This window comes from Flavobacterium cellulosilyticum, assembly GCF_004349355.1.
In the GTDB taxonomy this organism is placed as follows: Bacteria; Bacteroidota; Bacteroidia; order Flavobacteriales; family Flavobacteriaceae; genus Flavobacterium; species Flavobacterium cellulosilyticum.
Genome location: NZ_SMFK01000010.1, coordinates 113,407 through 131,065 on the forward strand (window position 1 = coordinate 113,407; position 17,659 = coordinate 131,065).

Genomic DNA, 17,659 nt, shown 5'->3' on the forward strand with positions numbered 1-17,659 from the left:
ATGCAATCATTAAAAAATATAGTATTTGGTTTTATAGTCAGTTTCCTGGGCTCATTACCACTTGGATATTTAAATATTGTTGGTGTAGAGATTCTTTCTAAATGGGGATTGAATCCTTTAGTTTCTTATATATTAGGTGTGATATTGGTCGAGGCAGTAGTTATTTATTGCACTGTAATTTTCGCAACTAAATTAGCAGAAAACAGAAAGTTAATGAAGTTTATTGATTTTTTTGCGATCTTTTTTCTTTTGTTGATTGCCTGTTTGTTTTATACCTATTCCAACCAAAGTACTAACGATACTAATTATTTAGAGCAATATGTTCAATATTCACCTTTCATCATTGGAATGGTTTTGTGCGGATTGAACTTCCTTCAAATCCCATTTTGGATGGGTTGGAATTTGTATTTAATGAATGCTAATTATATTTTTTTAATTAAAAAGCTTCAATTTTATTATATTTTAGGAACAGTAGTGGGAACTTTTTTCGGGATGCTGTTAGCAATAGTTATACTTAATTCACTGTCACAGCAGTTATTGGATTATTCTAAATTGATCATTCCAATTGTAATTCCTTTGTTTTTTATTGGTCTAGCAGTATTCCAAATAAATAAGGTTTATAAAAAATATTTTAGAATATAAGTCAACCAACTGGTTTTTAAAGATGTCTTATTCTTTATGATTGACAAACAAATTGTATTTGGAGCGGAAAATGAAGGAGCTTTTGAGACTTTATTAAAGTGTTTTTTTTAAAGTTTTTGCTTATTTTCGCTGAATGAAAAACATTATAATCACAGGTACTTCAAGAGGTATTGGTTACGAACTGGCTTTGCAGTTTGCCAATGCGGGCCATAAGGTATTGGCAATTTCTAGAAAAACACCTCAGGCACTGATTGAAAATCAAAATATAAGCTGTCTTTCCATTGATTTATCCGTTGAAAAAGAAATGAATAAAGTAGAAGCATTTCTCTCTCAGTCATGGAAAAACGTAGATATTATAATTCATAATGCAGGAAGTTTGTTGCTAAAACCTTTTGCTGAAACCTCGCAAGAAGATTTTGAAAACATCTATAAAGTAAATGTTTTTGGGGTGGCCAATTTAACTCGGGTTTGTGTGCCCTATTTACAAAAAGGAAGCCACGTGGTTACCATAAGCTCCATGGGAGGAATTCAAGGAAGCTTGAAGTTCGCTGGATTGGCGGCATACAGTTCCAGTAAAGGAGCGGTAATTACATTATCGGAATTATTGGCCGAAGAATACAAAGAAAAAGGAATTTCGTTTAATGTTTTGGCTCTTGGAGCAGTTCAAACTGAAATGTTGCAAGAAGCTTTTCCTGGTTACGAAGCGCCAACTTCTGCAAAAGAAATGGCGAACTATGTTTTTGATTTTGCTTTGTCCGGGAATAAATATTATAATGGAAAAGTGTTACAAGTTTCATCAACTAATCCTTAGGTTCAAAAAATTCAACTTTTTACAATCATGAAACAACTAGATGCCATTCAATTATTTGAAAACAAAAAAGTAAGGACGGTTTGGGATGCAGATCAGGAAAAATGGTTTATTTCTATAATTGATGTCGTTGCTATATTAACTGAAAGTGTTGATTCAAATGCTTATTGGAGAAAGTTGAAACAACGATTAAAGCAAGAAGGAAATGAAACCGTGACGAATTGTCACGGGTTGAAAATGCAAGCTCCTGATGGAAAAATGCGACTAACGGATGTTGCAGATACAGAACAACTTTTTAGATTAATTCAGTCCATTCCTTCTCCAAAAGCAGAGCCTTTTAAACTTTGGTTGGCACAAATTGCTGCAGAACGATTAGATGAAATGCAAGATCCTGAAATCACAATTGACAGAGCTTTAGAGCAATATCTAGAATTGGGTTATTCTGAAAATTGGATAAATCAGCGTTTAAAAAGTATTGAGGTTTGTAAAGAACTTACTAACGAATGGAAAAGTAGAGGTTTGAAAGAAGGGCAACAATTTGCCACATTAACCGATATTATTTCTAAATCTTGGTCAGGAAAGACAACTAAAGAATATAAAGTATTAAAAGGCTTGAAAAAAGAGAGTCTTCGAGATAATATGACAAATACCGAATTGATTTTGAATATGTTGGCCGAGGCATCGACCACGGATATTTCGCTAGCGGTAATCCCTAAAACTTTTGAAGACAATAAAAAAGTAGCGAAACAAGGAGGTAATGTAGCCAGAGTGGCTATGAAAGAATTGGAGGCCAAAACAGGTAAAAAAGTGGTTTCAGCCCTAAATGCTAAATCGTTATTGGATGCTAAAAAAAAGATTGACAATTGAGCGAAACTTTATCTAAATATCTACCTGAACACGCTGTAAAACCAGTTTTTGAACTGATTGTGGTGAATCAAGTTCATCTTAAAATCGTGAACGAACGAGTGACGCGTCATGGTGATTACAGAAAAGGACCAAGCGGAAAACATGAAATCACCGTTAATTCAAGTTTGAATAAATATAAGTTTTTAATTACGCTGGTTCACGAAATTTCGCATTTGGTGGCTTTCGAAAAATTTGGACGCAACATCAAACCGCATGGAAACGAGTGGAAATTTTCCTTTCAACGATTGATGATTCCATTTATTCGCCCTGAGATTTTCCCAAATCATTTATTGCCTTTGTTGGCAAGACATTTCAAAAACCCTTCCGCAAGTAGCGATACTGATGCTACTTTAGCATTGGCACTCAAACAATTTGATATTCAAAACGATAAAAACCATATCTTTGAAATACCTTATGGAAGTGTTTTTAGAATTCACAATGGGAAAATATTCCAAAAGGGAGCTTTAAGAACCAAACGATATGAGTGTGTTGAGGTAAGTTCCGGTCGAACCTATCTTTTTAATCCAAATGCAGAGGTAGAATTATTGCCTAGTTGACAATTTTAAATTTAAAATCAAAAAATTGAGAGCATAAATCTATTCATTTAAAAAGGATTTATCATGAAAAATATATTTGATTTTTTAATGATATCAGGAGTTTTACTCGGAATCATCTTTATAGTGGCTACACTATCTTCTAAAAACGGAAGAGATAATTCTATTATTTATTTGAATTTAGTAGTTTTATTTTTAATGTTTAATAATCTTCAAGCATTAACATTAGAAACTATTTTTGCCAATGCCAATTTTTTTATTCACAGACTCCAAATCCCTTGGTACGTTCTAATTTTCCCTTCCTTTTATACCTTTTTAATTTATTATTTAAAAATAGAAAAGAAAAAATCATCATTTGTTACTGTTTCCATTTCTTTATTTGTAATAGAAATAGCCATAAGAATGGTATTATTTCCCTATTTCTTTTATGAAAATAAAAATTTATTTATTGCTAAATATGCTCAAATAGAAGAAATAATTAATGCTTCTTATTCCATATTTCTTTTTATAAAAGCAATAATAATACTTTTCAATTATTCAGAATTATACCAGCAAGTACTAGCTTTTGACAATGTAAGATGGCTTAAAAATTTTATGTTTTTTGGGAGTTTTGTCATACTTATGTGGATTTGTGCCATTTTATTAAATTTGGACAAAACATTAGATCCTGTAGAGTTCATCTATTATCCACTGCGTTTAAGTAGTACGGCACTTTTGTATTGGATCAGCTACCAAGGTTTTTATAATTATTCTTTAATGATAGAACGTATCCAGCTAAGAAAAGAAATCAATGCGGAAGAAAAACACATAAATCATGTTCCCATTACAAAAGAATCTGAAGAAGAAAAGTTTCTAATAGTGAAAAATTATATTAAAAAACACAAAAAATATCTTGATCCTACATTTAGCTTAGAAAAATTATCTTCAGAAATTTAAATAAGCACCAGTAAATTATCCCATTTAATTAATTCATGAAATTGGTTATAATTTTCTAGATTATATCAATTTATTGCGAGTTGAAAAAGTAAAAAAATACCTAATAAAATCGGATTATTCTTCCTATACGATAGTTGCTATAGGACTTGAATGTGGTTTTAACTCCAAATCTACATTCTATACAGCTTTCAAGAAATTCACAAATGTTACACCTTCTGAATTCAAGGAGCAATAAAATTACATTGTCCAGATATATCCAACTTGTCCAGAATTTATCAATTTGGATAATGTTGGATATTCCTTTATAACTGAGTTTCTAATTTTGAGTATTAATTTAAAACTTAAAATTATGAAGACTACTATCCTTTATTTAATTGTCATTTCTTTTTTGTTCCAAAGTTGTTACACTTATCGAGCAATAGATTTGAAAGGCACCTCACTTGAAGTGGGTAAAAATTACAAAATAGGTCAGGACATGAAATTTGTGAAATCAAAACTACAAGTTGTAAACGATAGCACTATTACTATTAAGGTAAGGAATACCCAACAAGAAATTTCAATTTCCAATATCAAAGAATTTAAAGAACAGAAATATTCAACTTTAAAAACAGTAGGATTTGTGCTTGGAATTGGATTAGTTACCGTTGGTGTCGTCGGGGCTATTGCGATGAGTGATTTTGGTTTTGGAGATGGGTTTACATTAGCCCAAAATTAAAATATAGAAATCATGTTACTTTTAATTATTTATACTTTTTTAAAAAAGTACAGCCATCAAAGTTGGATTAAGACCAATTTTAAAAACAGTAAATTATTTAAAATCAACAACCACAGTCTTCTTGTGAGTTTACTGCTTATCCCTTTGCTGTTCCTACTGTAGTGGTTACTTGTTCAAAATCCCAACTTAATTATAAACTAATAATTTTCAGCCTTATAGGGTTAGATATAAGTCCATAAATGAAATAGTCTTAAATTGAAATGGAGAATAAAGGAAGTTTAAACATCTAAAATTATGAAAAAGTTAATCATATGTTTTCTTGTTATTCATTAGGTGTCAGTAATTTTATAATTATATTATGATAAAAAAACTAACTGTTATAACCTTACTGTCACTCTCTAATTTTTGTTATTCACAGAAATATTAAGATTTGTTTTCTATCAATTATGGAAAATCTGGTGCCACTACTTATAAAAATATTTCCCAGTCAATGACAATTACATATTTAGACATTGATCTTACTTTACCTTTAAAGTTGAAAGACAAACAGGCTATTATTACTGGAATAGATTTCAGTAGTAATAGCCTTCAACTATTTCCGGTCATAGCCTACAAAAACTTATATTTAGCGAGAATAAAAGCTGGAATTAATATATCGCATTCCGAATTTTGGAGTGGAACTTATATACTTCTTCCCAAAATATCTTCTGATTTTATAAATCTAAGTATGGAAGATTTTTATTTGGGAGGAGTAGCCGTTTTGAAATATAAAAAGAGGAATAATTTAAGCTATAAATTTGGGCTTTATGCTAGTAATGAGTCTTTTGGTTTGTTTATAACTCCTCTAATAGGACTTTATTATTTAAGTCCAAACTCACTTTTTGAAATGAATTTGTATTTGCCAAGCAATACAGATTTGAATTATAGTTTAACTAATACTACAAAATTAGGAACCGATTTTGTTGCTCGTGGAAGAAGTTTCAAACTAACAACTGATAATGTGCGCTCCAGTTATGTAGAAAACACCTCCTTGGAGTTTTCTACTTACATTCAAAACAATTCACTTGTAAAAAATGTATTGATGCGATTAAAAGTAGGATTTTCTACTAACCGTTTTGATGTGTATCCAATAGATCAAAAAATAGATTTTGCAACTTCACTAGTCAAATTTGGCGACAACAGAACACAATTGAATTCTAATTTATCAAGTAGTCCATTCATTAAAATTGAAGCGATATATCGATTTTATCTTACTTCTAATTAAGAAAAGGTACTTCAAACTATATTGTTCATCAAATCCCTTTATGTAGTTAGTTGCATTTTAAAAACAAAAGATAGTAGAAATGGCATGGGCATCGTACAAAAAAGGGAAGAGGGAATTGAAGTGAATTCAGCAAAATTATCTTTATTTAATGTAAATTCTGATGTTGATAAAGTTTTTAGTTTACTGCTTTTTATCGAAAGATATTTACAATTTGAAGTAATAAAGGTGGTGTTTTAAAGTTTCTATAGATGTATTCCGTTAAATAATAAATATATTTGCATGACAAATAGAAAAGACCTGCAAATAGATAAAAATACAAAATGAATAAAAATTATTACGCAATTATAATGGCTGGTGGTGTTGGATCACGATTTTGGCCAGTAAGTACAACCGAATTTCCAAAGCAATTTCATGATATGTTAGGTGCTGGCGATACTTTGATTCAGAAAACCTTCAGTAGATTGTCAAAATTAATTCCAGTAGAAAATATTTTGATTTTAACTAACGAAAGATACAATTCGATAGTTTTAGAACAATTGCCTATGGTAAAACAAGAGCAAGTTTTATTGGAACCGGCAATGCGGAACACTGCTCCTTGTATTCTATATGCTTCTTTGAAAATACAAAAGCAAAACCCTGATGCTGTAATGGTAGTAGCGCCAAGTGACCACTGGATCGAAGATGAAGGTGCTTTTGCAGATAATCTTCAGCAATGTTTCGATTTTTGTTCCAAGGAAAATGCGTTGATGACTCTTGGGATACAACCAACTTTTCCAAATACTGGTTTTGGTTATATTGAATTTGATAAAACGAATACGCAACCAATAAAAAAAGTATCTCAATTTCGTGAAAAACCTGATTATGAAACGGCAAAATCATTTCTTAAAAGTGGTAATTTCTTATGGAATGGTGGGATTTTTATATGGAGTGTAAAATCCATAACTGATGCTTTCGAGAAATTTCAACCACAAATGAATGCCTTGTTTCAAAAAGGAATAGAAAGCTATAATACTGCTTCGGAAAAATCTTTTATTGAAGAAAATTATGCATTGGCTGAAAATGTTTCGATTGACTATGCTGTTATGGAAAATGCAAAAAATGTCTATGTAATTCCTGCTACTTTTGATTGGAATGACCTAGGCACTTGGGGTTCATTGCACGAAAAATTGCCTAAAGATGCGAATAATAATTCGGTTGTAAATGCAACAGTTTTATTGAATAATGCATCAAGTAATATCATTAGTACAGCCAAAGATAAATTAGTAATTATTGATGGATTAGAAGATTTTATTATTGTAGACAAAGAAAATGTATTGTTGATTTACCCTAAAAGTAAGGAACAAGAAATCAAAGGGATTGTTTCTAGTTTGAGAAAATAATTTAATAAACTGTCATATAATTTAATTAAAAAGGGTGTGAAATTTGATAATTAACACCCTTTTTTTATTCTTTTAAATAAGCTTCTCTCACTTTTTTAAATAAATTCGAAGAGTACACAAAATCTACTATTGCCTCGTTATCAGTTCTAAAAATTTCTTCTTTTGTTCCTTGCCAAGCTTTAACACCATTTTTTAAGAAGAGAATATTCTCGCCAATTTCCATAACTGAGTTCATGTCGTGTGTATTGATTACTGTTGTGATGTTGTATTCTTCGGTAATTTCCTTTATTAGATTGTCAATAAGGGTAGATGTATTTGGATCTAGTCCTGAATTGGGCTCATCACAAAATAAATATTTAGGGTTGTTGACTATTGCTCTTGCAATGGCAACCCTTTTTTGCATTCCACCTGATATTTGGGAAGGTAATTTATGATGAGAATCAACAAGGGCAACTCTTTCTAAAACAAAATCCACTCTTTCCTGAATTATTTTCTTGTTGTCATTGGTAAACATCTTTAAGGGAAAACCAACATTTTCTGAAACAGTCATAGAGTCGAATAGGGCACTTCCTTGAAAAAGCATACCTATTTCTGTACGTAATTCTCTCTTTTCATCTGAGTCAAGGTCTGAATAAATTCTACCATCAAAAGAGATTGTTCCTACTTCTGGACTGTGAATCCCAAGTAATGATTTTAACAAAACCGTTTTTCCAGATCCACTTTGTCCAATAATTAAATTTGTTTTTCCAGTTTCTAAAACGGCAGAAATGCCTTTAAGGATTTTGCTGTCACCAAATGATTTTTCTATGTTTTTTATTTCTATCATTAGGTTAAGAGTAATTGAGTTAGAATATAATTAATCATGATAATAGTAACTGATGTCCAAACAAAAGCCACAGTACTTGCTTTGCCCACTTCAAGAGCGCCACCTTTCATGTAATACCCGTGAAATGCAGGAATAGATGCCAATAAAATTCCAAAAAGGAACGTTTTAATAAAGGCATAAGCAATATGAAATGGAATGAAATTGATTTGAACACCCTCTATAAAATCAGGACTCGTTCCAAAACCTCCATATACAGTAGCAATATAACCTCCAATAATACCTAAAAACATACTAATCCCAATTAGAAAGGGATACAATAATACGGCAATTAATTTTGGAAAAACAAGGTAATTTAAGGAGTTTACTCCCATTACTTCAAGAGCATCGATTTGTTCTGTAACCCGCATGGATCCAATACTTGAAGTTATAAAAGACCCCATTTTTCCAGCCATAATTACGGAAATAAACGTTGGAGCAAATTCCAGTATTACAGATTCTCTGGTAGCAAATCCTATAAGGGTTTTGGGGATTAATGGATTGGTCAAATTTAAGGCCGTTTGAATAGAAACAACACCTCCAACAAAAAAGGAAATGAAAGCGACGATGCCTAAGGAATCAATTATTAAGTCGTCTATTTCTTTGAGGATAAGTCCTTTCATTACAGACCATTTAGTTTGTTTACTGAAAATTTCTCTCCACATCAAAAAGTATCTCCCGATTTGGGATAAATAGCGAATTAGCATCATAATTTTAAAATATTGTCAAAAATAGTTATAAGTTATGAGTTTAGGGTTATGTGTTACTGCTTTTTCGAAAAACCAACTCAACGAATTAACTTTTCTTTCATTTTCTTTAAACGATATTTTCTAATAAATTTTGCTTGTTCTGCTGTAACTAGTAAGGGTTTTTTTGCTGATTTTGCTTTCAGAAAACCTTGAATATAATCAAAAAACAGAAAGGGTTTCTTTTTCATTATTGCTAGTTTTGCGGATGCAATGGTAGTTATTAAAAAACCATATCCCAAAGTATAAAAAGCTTCACCTTGTTTGAAACGAGCTGTTTTATTATAATTAGCGCCTGTAGGTTTCAGGTGTTTTACATGTAAACTTTCGTCGGTTACGACTTTCCAATCGTAAAATTTGCAAAGTAATTCGTCAACGGTATCCCAACCCATAGCCGGTTTTAGGCCTCCAATTTGTTTAAAAGTCGCTGCGCGATAGGCTTTGAGAGCACCTCGAATATGATCCTTGTCGGTTAGGTTTTCTAAGATCCAATCCCCATTTTTTTCGATATAACAAAATCCGCCTGCCATTCCCACTTTTGGATCTTTTTTGAAATGACCAATAATGGTTTGGAAATAATTCGAAGGAAAAATTAAGTCGGCGTCTATTTTGACAATCAAATCATAATTTTCGTCTAATGTTTCAAACCCTTTCTGAAAAGCTTGAATTACTTTGCTTCCTGGCAAATGTACCGCTGTCGAAGATTTATTTACTAAACTGATGAAAGGATATTCTTTGGCGAAAGCCAAAACGATTTCTTCCGTTTTATCGGTAGAGTTGTCGTTTACTATTACTACTTTTTTTGGTAGCACAGTTTGCGTTATCAAAGAGTTTAATGTCAATGAAATAAAGGCTTCTTCATTATGAGCAGGAATAACAATATAGTATTTCATTTGATAGTTTTTTCAGTCTGCAAATTTATGTTATTGTATGTAATTAGGTATGAATTTAATTAAAATTAATTCATCATATTTGCATGCTAACTTAAAATCCTAGAATATTGAAAATTTCAAAATATTTAATTATTATTTTTCTAGGTTTGTTATTTTCTTGTAGTAAAGATGATGTGGTTGTTGATGATACTAATAGTGTACAAAAGGTTGTAGCTGACATTGGTGGGGTTGTTTTGACGTTTGATGATGATTATGTCGAAGACTGGAAAAAAGCGGATACGAAACTCAGAGATTATTCCTGGAAAGCTACTTTTTGTATTTGTAGAATAGGTATAATGAATCGGGATAGAATGCACACACTTCAGGATTTTCAAAATTATGGACATGAAATTGCTGGACATGGAGCCAATCATGTTAATACATTGGACTATATAGCAACCAATGGTTTTCAAAAATTCTATGAGGATGAAATTACTCCTATGATGGCAAAGATGAATGCGAATGGTTTGAATGTAACTTCTTTTGCCTATCCTTATGGTGTGAGAAGCAATTTAACAGATGAGCAATTATTCAAAACGTTTAGTGTATTAAGAGCAACGACTTATGGTGCTTATATTCCAGAAAATCAATCCTGTTATTACAGTCGTTCTAAAGTGGTTTTTGGTTTAGGAATTGATGACAATTACGCGCATTTTAGTATGCCATATATTCTGGATCTTTTGGCTTATGCAAACAGTCAACATAAGATTTTGATTCTATATTCACACAAACCCGTTGAGGTTGTTACCGAAAATTACCAAACAAAAATGGAGAACTTAGTCTCCATTTGTAATTATGTAAAACAAAATCATATGCGATTTTATACCTTATCGGATTTATCCAAAATCAAGGGGTGATTATTTTATTTTTTCGGCATAAACCATATAATATCTTGGCGTAATTAATCTTAAAAAGGGGCGAAAACCTATTTTCTTTACAGGATGCGTAAATTTAACGCTATCGATAATTTTCCAACCTGTTTTTTTTAACAGCCAATCCAATTGCCAATCTTCAAATTCATGGTAATGTCTGTCCCACATATCTGTTTTGCTACGATAGGCTGGTGAAAACCACAATCGCAACGGAATCGATATTAGTAATTTATCGCAGCTTACGTTTTCTAAAACGGTGTAGGGGTTTACTAAATGTTCGAATATTTCAAAAGCCGTAAAAACAGCGTATTTTTCTTCCTGCAATGCGGTTTGGTCAGTGTCGAGATCCTCTCCGGTATTGTTTTTTACACTATAACCGTTTGCTTCCATTATTTTTGAAAATGGATTTGGAACTCCTAAATCAAAAATCGTTTCGGAAGTTTTTATGTGTTTTTGTAAAAATTCTAAAGTATGTTTGAATCTTTTATTAGGAAATGTTTTTTCGTACATAGTTATGGCGAGGAACGAAGAACAGCTTCGTTCTAATTTTTAATTAAGGTGCAAATATACAAAGTTATCTTCTCATTTTTTTATTTTTAGCCCAGATGGAAATGAAAAGCCCACGACACTAAAAAGGTAGTTTTTATTGCATCATAAAAGCGACTGAAAGAAGCTCTTTATGGGGCTTGTAAAAACACTTGTTTAGGGTGTGGACTTGTAATGGACAGCTGGACTAGCTGCTAATAACGATATATAAAAGCATTGATATTCATTCCCGCACCTACAGATGCAAAGATAAGAATGTCGCCTTTGTGCAATACTTGGTTTTCTATTTGTCCGCGAATAAGCAAGTCAAAAAGGGTTGGAACAGTTGCGACGCTGCTGTTTCCTAATTCATGAATACTCATAGGCATAATGTCTTTTGGTACTGGTTTGCAATGAAGTTTGTAGAAACGCTGAATAATGGCTTCGTCCATTTTTTCATTGGCTTGATGAATAAGTATTTTTTTAACATCATCGATTCCTAGGCCACTTTTTTCTAAACAGCTTTTCATCGCTGCAGGTACATTGCTTAATGCAAATTCATAAATTTTACGACCATGCATTTTTATGAACCGATTGTCTTCTTCTATTTCTGGATTGTATGATTTCCCAAAAAACAAATAACCCGCTTCGTCATAAGCATAGGTGGCACTCTCATAGGATAATAATCCGGTTTCGTTATCAGACGCTTCAATTATGGTTGCGCCAGCTCCATCGGAATAAATCATGGAGTCTCTGTCGTGATCGTCAACTACTCTCGAAAGAGTTTCGGCACCAATGACCAAACATTTTTTTGCCATTCCAGATTTGATGAGTGCATTGGCTTGAAGTACACCTTCGATCCAACCTGGACAACCAAAAAGGATGTCAAATGCAACACATCGTGGGTTTTTTATTTGTAGTTTTTGTTTAACACGAGTAGCCAAACTAGGAAGAATATCGGATTGTTTTGACCCGTGTTTTACGTCGCCAAAATTGTGTGCGAATATAATATAATCTATAGTTTCGGGATCTATTCCAGCATTCTCTATTGCTTTTTGTGAAGCTAAAAAAGCTAATTCAGAAGTGTTTTGATCGGGTGTGGCATAACGCCTTTTTTCGATTCCAGTAATACTTTTGAACTTCTCAATGATGACATTATTAGGATAGCTAAAAGGACTTCCATCTTCATTTAAAAAAATGTGATTTTCAAAATCTGAATTGGCAACTATAGTTTCAGGAATGTAACTTCCCACACCGGTTATTTTTATTTTCATTGGAAAAAAATATAAAAGATTTTAAACAAATTTATAGATAAATAATGATATAATTACATAAAATTAACAATGCAATGATGTAATTATATTTATTTGTGCGATTAAGAAAATAAATGATAATTCTTAATCAGAATGTCTTTAATGTTGCATTTTTATTTTCATTACTGTGGCGATTGATAGTGCTCTTGTTTTCATATTTTCTGCAATTGGACCTGAAAAATTTTCGTCAATTGTTACATTAAAGTAATTGAGCCAAATATCAAAATGCTCTTGCGGAAGGTTTGTTTTTTGATTGATATCTAAATGTAATTGTAGAACATTTTTTTTGTAGTCTCCAGTATCAAACAGCATTTGTTCCCAAAAATCGACCAATTCTAGTAAATGAGGTTTCAAATCTATTTTGGCTACTTCTGTAAAAATAAAATTGATTTTATCGTCAGAAAGTAATTTGTCATAAAAGGAACTCATTACCAAATGTAGATCTTCTCTTGTCTGTATGTCTCTCATAATTTATAAAAAAATGTCCCGATTTCTCGAGACATTATAGGTGTATATTAATTTTCCATGTAGGCTTCAATTGGAGCACAACTGCAAACCAAGTTTCTGTCTCCATAAGTTTCATCAATTCGACGAACACTTGGCCAGAATTTATTGTCAGTTACATAATCTAATGGATAAGCGGCTTTTTCTCTTGAATAAGGTAAGTTCCAAGTGTCAGCAGTTAACATGTTTAAAGTGTGAGGCGCATTTTTCAAAACATTATTTGGTTCTTCTATATCTGCTTCTTCTATTTCTTTACGAATAGCAATCATAGCATCACAGAATCGGTCTAGTTCCTCTACATTTTCAGACTCCGTTGGTTCAATCATCAAAGTTCCTGCCACAGGGAAAGAAACCGTTGGTGCATGAAAACCATAATCCATCAAACGTTTTGCAATGTCTGATACTTCAATTCCTTTTGTTTTGAAACCTCTACAATCTAAAATCATTTCGTGAGCAGCACGTCCTTTTTCTCCCGAATATAAAACAGGATAATGTGCTTCTAAACGCGCTTTCATGTAGTTTGCGTTTAGTATTGCGTATTGGGTAGCATTTGTTATTCCTTCAGTACCCAACATACAAATGTAGCCGTAAGAAATTAAGCAAACCAATGCTGAACCATATGGAGCGCCCGAAATAGCAGTAATTGCTTGCTCACCACCTACATTTACAAATGGATTAGATGGTAAAAAGGGAACCAATTTTTCATTAACACAAATTGGGCCTACACCAGGTCCGCCTCCTCCATGAGGAATGGCAAACGTTTTGTGTAAGTTAAGGTGACAAACGTCAGCGCCAATAGTAGCAGGATTGGTTAAGCCTACTTGGGCATTCATATTAGCACCATCCATATACACTAAACCACCATTTTCGTGAATAATTTTTGTGATTTCTCTAATGGCACTTTCAAATACTCCATGAGTAGAAGGATAGGTAACCATCAAGCAAGACAATTGGTCTTTGTATTGAAGTGCTTTTTCTCTAACATCTTCCACATCAATATTGCCGTTTTCCATGGTTTTGGTCACGATAATTTTCATTCCCGCCATAGCAGCTGATGCAGGGTTTGTTCCGTGAGCCGAAGCAGGAATCAAACATATTTTTCTCTGGTCATCACCTCTAGATAAGTGGTAAGCTCGAATGGCCATTAAACCAGCGTATTCGCCTTGTGCACCAGAATTAGGTTGTAAAGTTGTACCCGCAAAACCAGTAATCACATTCAATTGTTGTTCTAGTTTTTTAAGCATTTTAGTATAACCCTGTACTTGATCTAAAGGAGCAAAGGGATGAATAGTGTTCCAATAAGGCATGCTTAATGGCAGCATTTCGGCAGCGGCATTCAACTTCATTGTGCAAGAACCCAAAGCAATCATCGAATGATTTAAGGACAAATCTTTGCGTTCCAGTTTTTTGATATATCGCATCAAACTTGTTTCCGAATGGTGTTTGTTAAATACTTCATGCGTTAAAAATTCTGATGTTCTGATTAAGTTCGTTGGAAAGTTTTCTTCGGAAATATATTCAGAAATAGTGACCGTTTCTTTTCCAACTGCTTCAGCAAAAACAGCAATAATTTGATTGAGATCTTCCACTAAAGTGGTTTCGTTTAGCGATATTGAAATGGTTTCGCTGTCGATATAAAAGAAATTAATTTCATTTTTTTCTGCGACAGCTCTTACTTTTAACGCATCTGCTTTTACAACGATAGTGTCAAAATATGCGGTATTGATTTGATAAACGCCTAATTTATTTAAAGCATCTGCTAATGTCACCGCTGACGAATGTACTTTGTCTGCGATATAACGTAATCCTTCAGGACCATGATATACGGCATACATTCCGGCCATAACAGAAAGCAAAACCTGAGCGGTACAAATATTTGAAGTTGCTTTTTCGCGTTTGATGTGTTGCTCCCGAGTTTGTAAAGCCATACGTAGTGCACGATTGCCGTCAGCATCTTGTGAAACTCCGATGATTCTTCCTGGCATGGAACGTTTGTATTCGTCTTTAGTGGCAAAATAAGCAGCGTGAGGACCACCGTAACCCATAGGGATTCCAAAACGTTGCGTTGTTCCAACTACTACTGCAGCTCCCATTTCTCCTGGAGGAGTTAATTTTACTAATGATAAAATATCAGCAGCTACAGCCACTTTTATTTCATTTGCATTCGCTTTTTTAATGAAATCAGCATAATCATATACCTGACCATATTTTCCCGGATATTGTAGAATAACTCCAAAAAAGTCGTTAGAAAACTCAAATTCTTGGTGATTGCCAACAACTAATTCAATTCCGATAGGAGCAGAACGGGTTTGTAAAACAGATAAAGTTTGTGGTAATATTTCTTCAGAAACAAAGAATTTACAAATATTATTTTTCTTTTGGTCTCTGGATCGAACGTCATATAATAATGACATTGCTTCTGCAGCCGCGGTGCTTTCGTCTAATAATGAAGCGTTTGCGATTTCCATTCCAGTTAATTCGATAACTGTAGTTTGAAAATTTAAAATCGCTTCTAAACGACCTTGAGCAATTTCTGCTTGATAAGGTGTGTATGCGGTGTACCATCCTGGATTTTCAAAAACATTTCTTTGAATAGCTGGAGGAACAATTGTTGGGTTATAACCTAAACCAATATAGGATTTGAACACTTTATTAGTCCGACCTAAAATTCTAATATGATTTGCATATTCATACTCAGTCATAATGTGTTCTAATTCCAAAGGGTTTTTCAGGCGAATGTCTGATGGAATTGTTTCGTCTATTAATTGTTCAAGGGATTCTACGCCAATAGTATCTAACATTGCGGCAATATCGGTTTCTCTTGGTCCTAAATGGCGAAGTGCAAATGAATCTGTTTTCATATATGTAAAATATATTTGTTTTTGGTCAAATATGGTATCGTCTTTATATATTGGATTTTGTTTTCACAAACTACTTATTTTCGGGCGATTTCATATTAGAATTAAAATGTGTTGTTTTTTGGAGGTGCAAATTTATGGATAATAATCAGAATTTGCGGTTTGCAAGCAATTGATTTTAAATAATCTTTCAACTAAAATGCGGTCTTATTAACAGTGTTGTTTATTTTTGTCCAATGAAGAGTTTAAAAACACTTTTAGATTTTTATATAAATAGCAGCATTCACGTGGCATTGTCAGTATATGCTTTGGTTCGAATGACGGATTATATGTTTCAAATTCCAAATGATAAACCAATGGCTTATTTTGCTTTTTTTGGAACTATTGTAGGGTATAACTTTGTAAAATATGACGCCTTAGTCCGATTAAAAAAACTACAAATGAGAAGCAGTTTAAAAGCAATTATTTTTATTAGTGTTTTTTCATTTTTGGTAGTTGGATATTACTTTTTTCAATTACAGCGAATTACTCAAATTATCTCGGTACTATTTTTAGCATTGACATTATTATATACCTTGCCTTTTTTTCCAAACAGGAAAAACGCTCGTAATTGGGCTGGTATAAAAATTTATATAGTAGCTTTGTGTTGGGTTGGCGTAACACTGGTATTGCCAATTCTAGATTCGGGTATAGCAATAACAACGGATTTTTACCTCAAATGCATCCAAAGGTTTATTCTTGTTTTTGTGTTAATTCTTATTTTTGAAATCATTGATTTAGCTAATGATGATCCCCATTTACAAACAGTTCCACAGCAAATAGGAGTAAAGCTAACGAAAACACTAGGCTATTTCTTAATGGTTGTTTTTTGTGTATTAGAACTTTTTGTTAGTAATGTCAATTTTAAGATCAATTTTCAGTTTTTTTATTTGATTTTTGCCATTGCCATTGGAATTGCTATTCTATTGGCTTATGCAAATCAAAAACGTTCCAAATACTATACTTCTTTTTGGGTCGAAAGTGTGCCAATTATTTGGTGGTTGATGGTGGTTTGGTTGAATAAGTAAGTTAAAATTGCAAAACAATTTTGTCTCAAAAGAGTTTTTTTGCTTTTATGGATTGAAGAATGTAAAAAGAATATTTTTTGTTTCACATGAATTATTATATTTGACACCTTAGATATAATTGATTTAGAATCTGAGCAAACTACCAACTTTATTCTTTCAAAATTTAAAACAATCAAAACTCAATAAATATGCGTAAAAATTTATTACTAGCAGGCGGCGTTTTTATCGCTGCTCTTTTTTTGCAAAATTGTAATAGTGCTAAAAACACCTACGTTACCCCTGTGACATTTACTTATTCAAAAGATATTGTTCCGATAATGCAAACCAGTTGTACTCCTTGTCATTTTCCGCCTGAAGGTAAAAAAGTAGCCTTAAATAGTTTTGAAACCGTAAAAGATAATATTGGGGATATCATTCATAGCGTAACAGTTCCAAAAGACAATCATAAATTTATGCCCTTCAAAAATAAGAAACCTGCTTTGACAGAAAGTCAAATTGCTGTGTTTGTAACTTGGCAAAAAGAAGGAATGCCAAATTAAATATTACACTTTTGTGGGTCAAAAAAGCATCAATATTTTATATGTTGATGTTTTTTTTGTTTTCAAAATATCAATTTTGGTGAATACGTTCACCGAAAACACCCTAAAATTGGTGAATACGTTCACCAATTTTAGGATAATATTGGTGAATAGAAATAATTTCAGAGAGATTTTGAAATATAAATACCGAAGCATCACTACTTCGGTATTTATCTAAAATCTAAATTCTGCAATCTT

Annotated in this window: 19 protein-coding genes; 12 read left to right on the forward strand and 7 right to left on the reverse strand. The window is 32.5% G+C overall.

The window, feature by feature from the left end:
• The 9 genes from E0F76_RS13955 (at position 1) to E0F76_RS13995 (ending at position 7,204) form a co-directional block, all read left to right on the forward strand.
• Positions 1–642, forward strand: a complete 642-nt coding sequence (locus E0F76_RS13955; RefSeq protein WP_132007270.1) for a hypothetical protein — start codon at positions 1–3, stop codon at positions 640–642.
• 133 nt (positions 643–775) lie between these two features.
• A complete protein-coding gene (locus tag E0F76_RS13960) occupies positions 776–1,453 on the forward strand; it encodes an SDR family NAD(P)-dependent oxidoreductase (protein ID WP_132007273.1) in 678 nt (225 codons plus the stop codon).
• Positions 1,454–1,480: 27 nt separating this feature from the next.
• Entirely contained in the window at positions 1,481–2,317 is an 837-nt protein-coding gene (locus E0F76_RS13965) for a BRO-N domain-containing protein (RefSeq protein WP_132007276.1), read from the forward strand.
• On the forward strand, positions 2,314–2,913 hold the full coding sequence (locus E0F76_RS13970; protein WP_132007279.1) for a SprT-like domain-containing protein: 600 nt from the start codon (positions 2,314–2,316) through the stop codon (positions 2,911–2,913). The genes E0F76_RS13965 and E0F76_RS13970 overlap by 4 nt, the downstream gene beginning before the upstream one ends.
• A gap of 63 nt (positions 2,914–2,976) precedes the next feature.
• Entirely contained in the window at positions 2,977–3,846 is an 870-nt protein-coding gene (locus tag E0F76_RS13975) for a hypothetical protein (protein ID WP_132007282.1), read from the forward strand.
• Between the two features lie 40 nt (positions 3,847–3,886).
• Positions 3,887–4,081: a helix-turn-helix domain-containing protein gene (locus E0F76_RS20040; protein ID WP_407920992.1), complete on the forward strand. Its 195-nt coding sequence runs from the start codon at positions 3,887–3,889 to the stop codon at positions 4,079–4,081.
• Positions 4,082–4,195: 114 nt separating this feature from the next.
• The gene (locus E0F76_RS13985; protein ID WP_132007285.1) at positions 4,196–4,561 is read left to right on the forward strand and encodes a hypothetical protein; all 366 of its coding nucleotides are present in this window, start codon (positions 4,196–4,198) and stop codon (positions 4,559–4,561) included.
• Between the two features lie 490 nt (positions 4,562–5,051).
• On the forward strand, positions 5,052–5,825 hold the full coding sequence (locus E0F76_RS13990) for a DUF6268 family outer membrane beta-barrel protein (protein ID WP_246022070.1): 774 nt from the start codon (positions 5,052–5,054) through the stop codon (positions 5,823–5,825).
• A gap of 320 nt (positions 5,826–6,145) precedes the next feature.
• Positions 6,146–7,204, forward strand: coding sequence for a mannose-1-phosphate guanylyltransferase (locus E0F76_RS13995; protein WP_132007288.1), 1,059 nt, complete (start codon positions 6,146–6,148; stop codon positions 7,202–7,204).
• Positions 7,205–7,268: 64 nt separating this feature from the next.
• On the opposite strand, the gene E0F76_RS14000 is transcribed toward E0F76_RS13995, so the two are convergent.
• From E0F76_RS14000 to E0F76_RS14010, 3 genes are all read right to left on the reverse strand, one after another.
• Positions 7,269–8,030 (reverse strand): ABC transporter ATP-binding protein, encoded by a 762-nt coding sequence (locus tag E0F76_RS14000; protein WP_132007291.1) that lies wholly within the window; start codon positions 8,028–8,030, stop codon positions 7,269–7,271.
• Positions 8,030–8,776: an MlaE family ABC transporter permease gene (locus E0F76_RS14005; RefSeq protein WP_132007294.1), complete on the reverse strand. Its 747-nt coding sequence runs from the start codon at positions 8,774–8,776 to the stop codon at positions 8,030–8,032. The genes E0F76_RS14000 and E0F76_RS14005 overlap by 1 nt, the downstream gene beginning before the upstream one ends.
• Positions 8,777–8,853: 77 nt before the next feature.
• Positions 8,854–9,705: a glycosyltransferase gene (locus E0F76_RS14010; protein WP_132007297.1), complete on the reverse strand. Its 852-nt coding sequence runs from the start codon at positions 9,703–9,705 to the stop codon at positions 8,854–8,856.
• 107 nt (positions 9,706–9,812) lie between these two features.
• On the opposite strand from E0F76_RS14010, the gene E0F76_RS14015 reads away from it, so the two are divergent.
• Complete coding sequence (locus tag E0F76_RS14015) at positions 9,813–10,601, forward strand: polysaccharide deacetylase family protein (RefSeq protein WP_246022071.1); 789 nt, start codon at positions 9,813–9,815, stop codon at positions 10,599–10,601.
• Here the strand turns inward: E0F76_RS14015 and E0F76_RS14020 are convergent, their stop codons facing one another.
• The 4 genes from E0F76_RS14020 to gcvP form a co-directional block, all read right to left on the reverse strand.
• Positions 10,602–11,126: a methyltransferase gene (locus E0F76_RS14020; protein ID WP_132007301.1), complete on the reverse strand. Its 525-nt coding sequence runs from the start codon at positions 11,124–11,126 to the stop codon at positions 10,602–10,604.
• 230 nt (positions 11,127–11,356) lie between these two features.
• The gene (locus tag E0F76_RS14025) at positions 11,357–12,415 is read right to left on the reverse strand and encodes a 3-oxoacyl-ACP synthase III family protein (RefSeq protein WP_132007304.1); all 1,059 of its coding nucleotides are present in this window, start codon (positions 12,413–12,415) and stop codon (positions 11,357–11,359) included.
• A 138-nt stretch (positions 12,416–12,553) separates the two neighbouring features.
• A complete protein-coding gene (locus E0F76_RS14030) occupies positions 12,554–12,922 on the reverse strand; it encodes a group III truncated hemoglobin (protein ID WP_132007307.1) in 369 nt (122 codons plus the stop codon).
• Positions 12,923–12,969: 47 nt separating this feature from the next.
• Positions 12,970–15,819: an aminomethyl-transferring glycine dehydrogenase gene (gene gcvP, locus E0F76_RS14035; protein ID WP_132007310.1), complete on the reverse strand. Its 2,850-nt coding sequence runs from the start codon at positions 15,817–15,819 to the stop codon at positions 12,970–12,972.
• A gap of 233 nt (positions 15,820–16,052) precedes the next feature.
• Here gcvP and E0F76_RS14040 point away from each other — a divergent pair, with 233 nt between their 5' ends.
• Positions 16,053–16,883 carry a hypothetical protein gene (locus E0F76_RS14040; RefSeq protein ID WP_132007313.1) on the forward strand — a complete coding sequence of 277 codons (831 nt, stop codon included), beginning with the start codon at positions 16,053–16,055 and terminating at the stop codon, positions 16,881–16,883.
• Between the two features lie 188 nt (positions 16,884–17,071).
• Positions 17,072–17,422, forward strand: coding sequence for a hypothetical protein (locus tag E0F76_RS14045; protein WP_132007316.1), 351 nt, complete (start codon positions 17,072–17,074; stop codon positions 17,420–17,422).
• The last annotated feature ends 237 nt before the right edge of the window (positions 17,423–17,659 follow it).

What these genes read in the sequence shown, in the direction of transcription:
- E0F76_RS14020 (WP_132007301.1), bottom strand. Translation starts at nt 11,126, where the DNA reads ATGTACGAAAAAACATTTCCTAATAAAAGATTCAAACATACTTTAGAA.
- E0F76_RS14000 (WP_132007291.1), bottom strand. Translation starts at nt 8,030, where the DNA reads ATGATAGAAATAAAAAACATAGAAAAATCATTTGGTGACAGCAAAATC.
- E0F76_RS14005 (WP_132007294.1), bottom strand. Translation starts at nt 8,776, where the DNA reads ATGATGCTAATTCGCTATTTATCCCAAATCGGGAGATACTTTTTGATG.
- E0F76_RS14040 (WP_132007313.1), top strand. Translation starts at nt 16,053, where the DNA reads ATGAAGAGTTTAAAAACACTTTTAGATTTTTATATAAATAGCAGCATT.
- E0F76_RS14030 (WP_132007307.1), bottom strand. Translation starts at nt 12,922, where the DNA reads ATGAGAGACATACAGACAAGAGAAGATCTACATTTGGTAATGAGTTCC.
- E0F76_RS13955 (WP_132007270.1), top strand. Translation starts at nt 1, where the DNA reads ATGCAATCATTAAAAAATATAGTATTTGGTTTTATAGTCAGTTTCCTG.
- E0F76_RS13995 (WP_132007288.1), top strand. Translation starts at nt 6,146, where the DNA reads ATGAATAAAAATTATTACGCAATTATAATGGCTGGTGGTGTTGGATCA.
- E0F76_RS14045 (WP_132007316.1), top strand. Translation starts at nt 17,072, where the DNA reads ATGCGTAAAAATTTATTACTAGCAGGCGGCGTTTTTATCGCTGCTCTT.
- E0F76_RS13990 (WP_246022070.1), top strand. Translation starts at nt 5,052, where the DNA reads ATGACAATTACATATTTAGACATTGATCTTACTTTACCTTTAAAGTTG.
- E0F76_RS14010 (WP_132007297.1), bottom strand. Translation starts at nt 9,705, where the DNA reads ATGAAATACTATATTGTTATTCCTGCTCATAATGAAGAAGCCTTTATT.
- E0F76_RS13965 (WP_132007276.1), top strand. Translation starts at nt 1,481, where the DNA reads ATGAAACAACTAGATGCCATTCAATTATTTGAAAACAAAAAAGTAAGG.
- E0F76_RS14025 (WP_132007304.1), bottom strand. Translation starts at nt 12,415, where the DNA reads ATGAAAATAAAAATAACCGGTGTGGGAAGTTACATTCCTGAAACTATA.
- E0F76_RS13960 (WP_132007273.1), top strand. Translation starts at nt 776, where the DNA reads ATGAAAAACATTATAATCACAGGTACTTCAAGAGGTATTGGTTACGAA.
- gcvP (WP_132007310.1), bottom strand. Translation starts at nt 15,819, where the DNA reads ATGAAAACAGATTCATTTGCACTTCGCCATTTAGGACCAAGAGAAACC.
- E0F76_RS13985 (WP_132007285.1), top strand. Translation starts at nt 4,196, where the DNA reads ATGAAGACTACTATCCTTTATTTAATTGTCATTTCTTTTTTGTTCCAA.
- E0F76_RS13975 (WP_132007282.1), top strand. Translation starts at nt 2,977, where the DNA reads ATGAAAAATATATTTGATTTTTTAATGATATCAGGAGTTTTACTCGGA.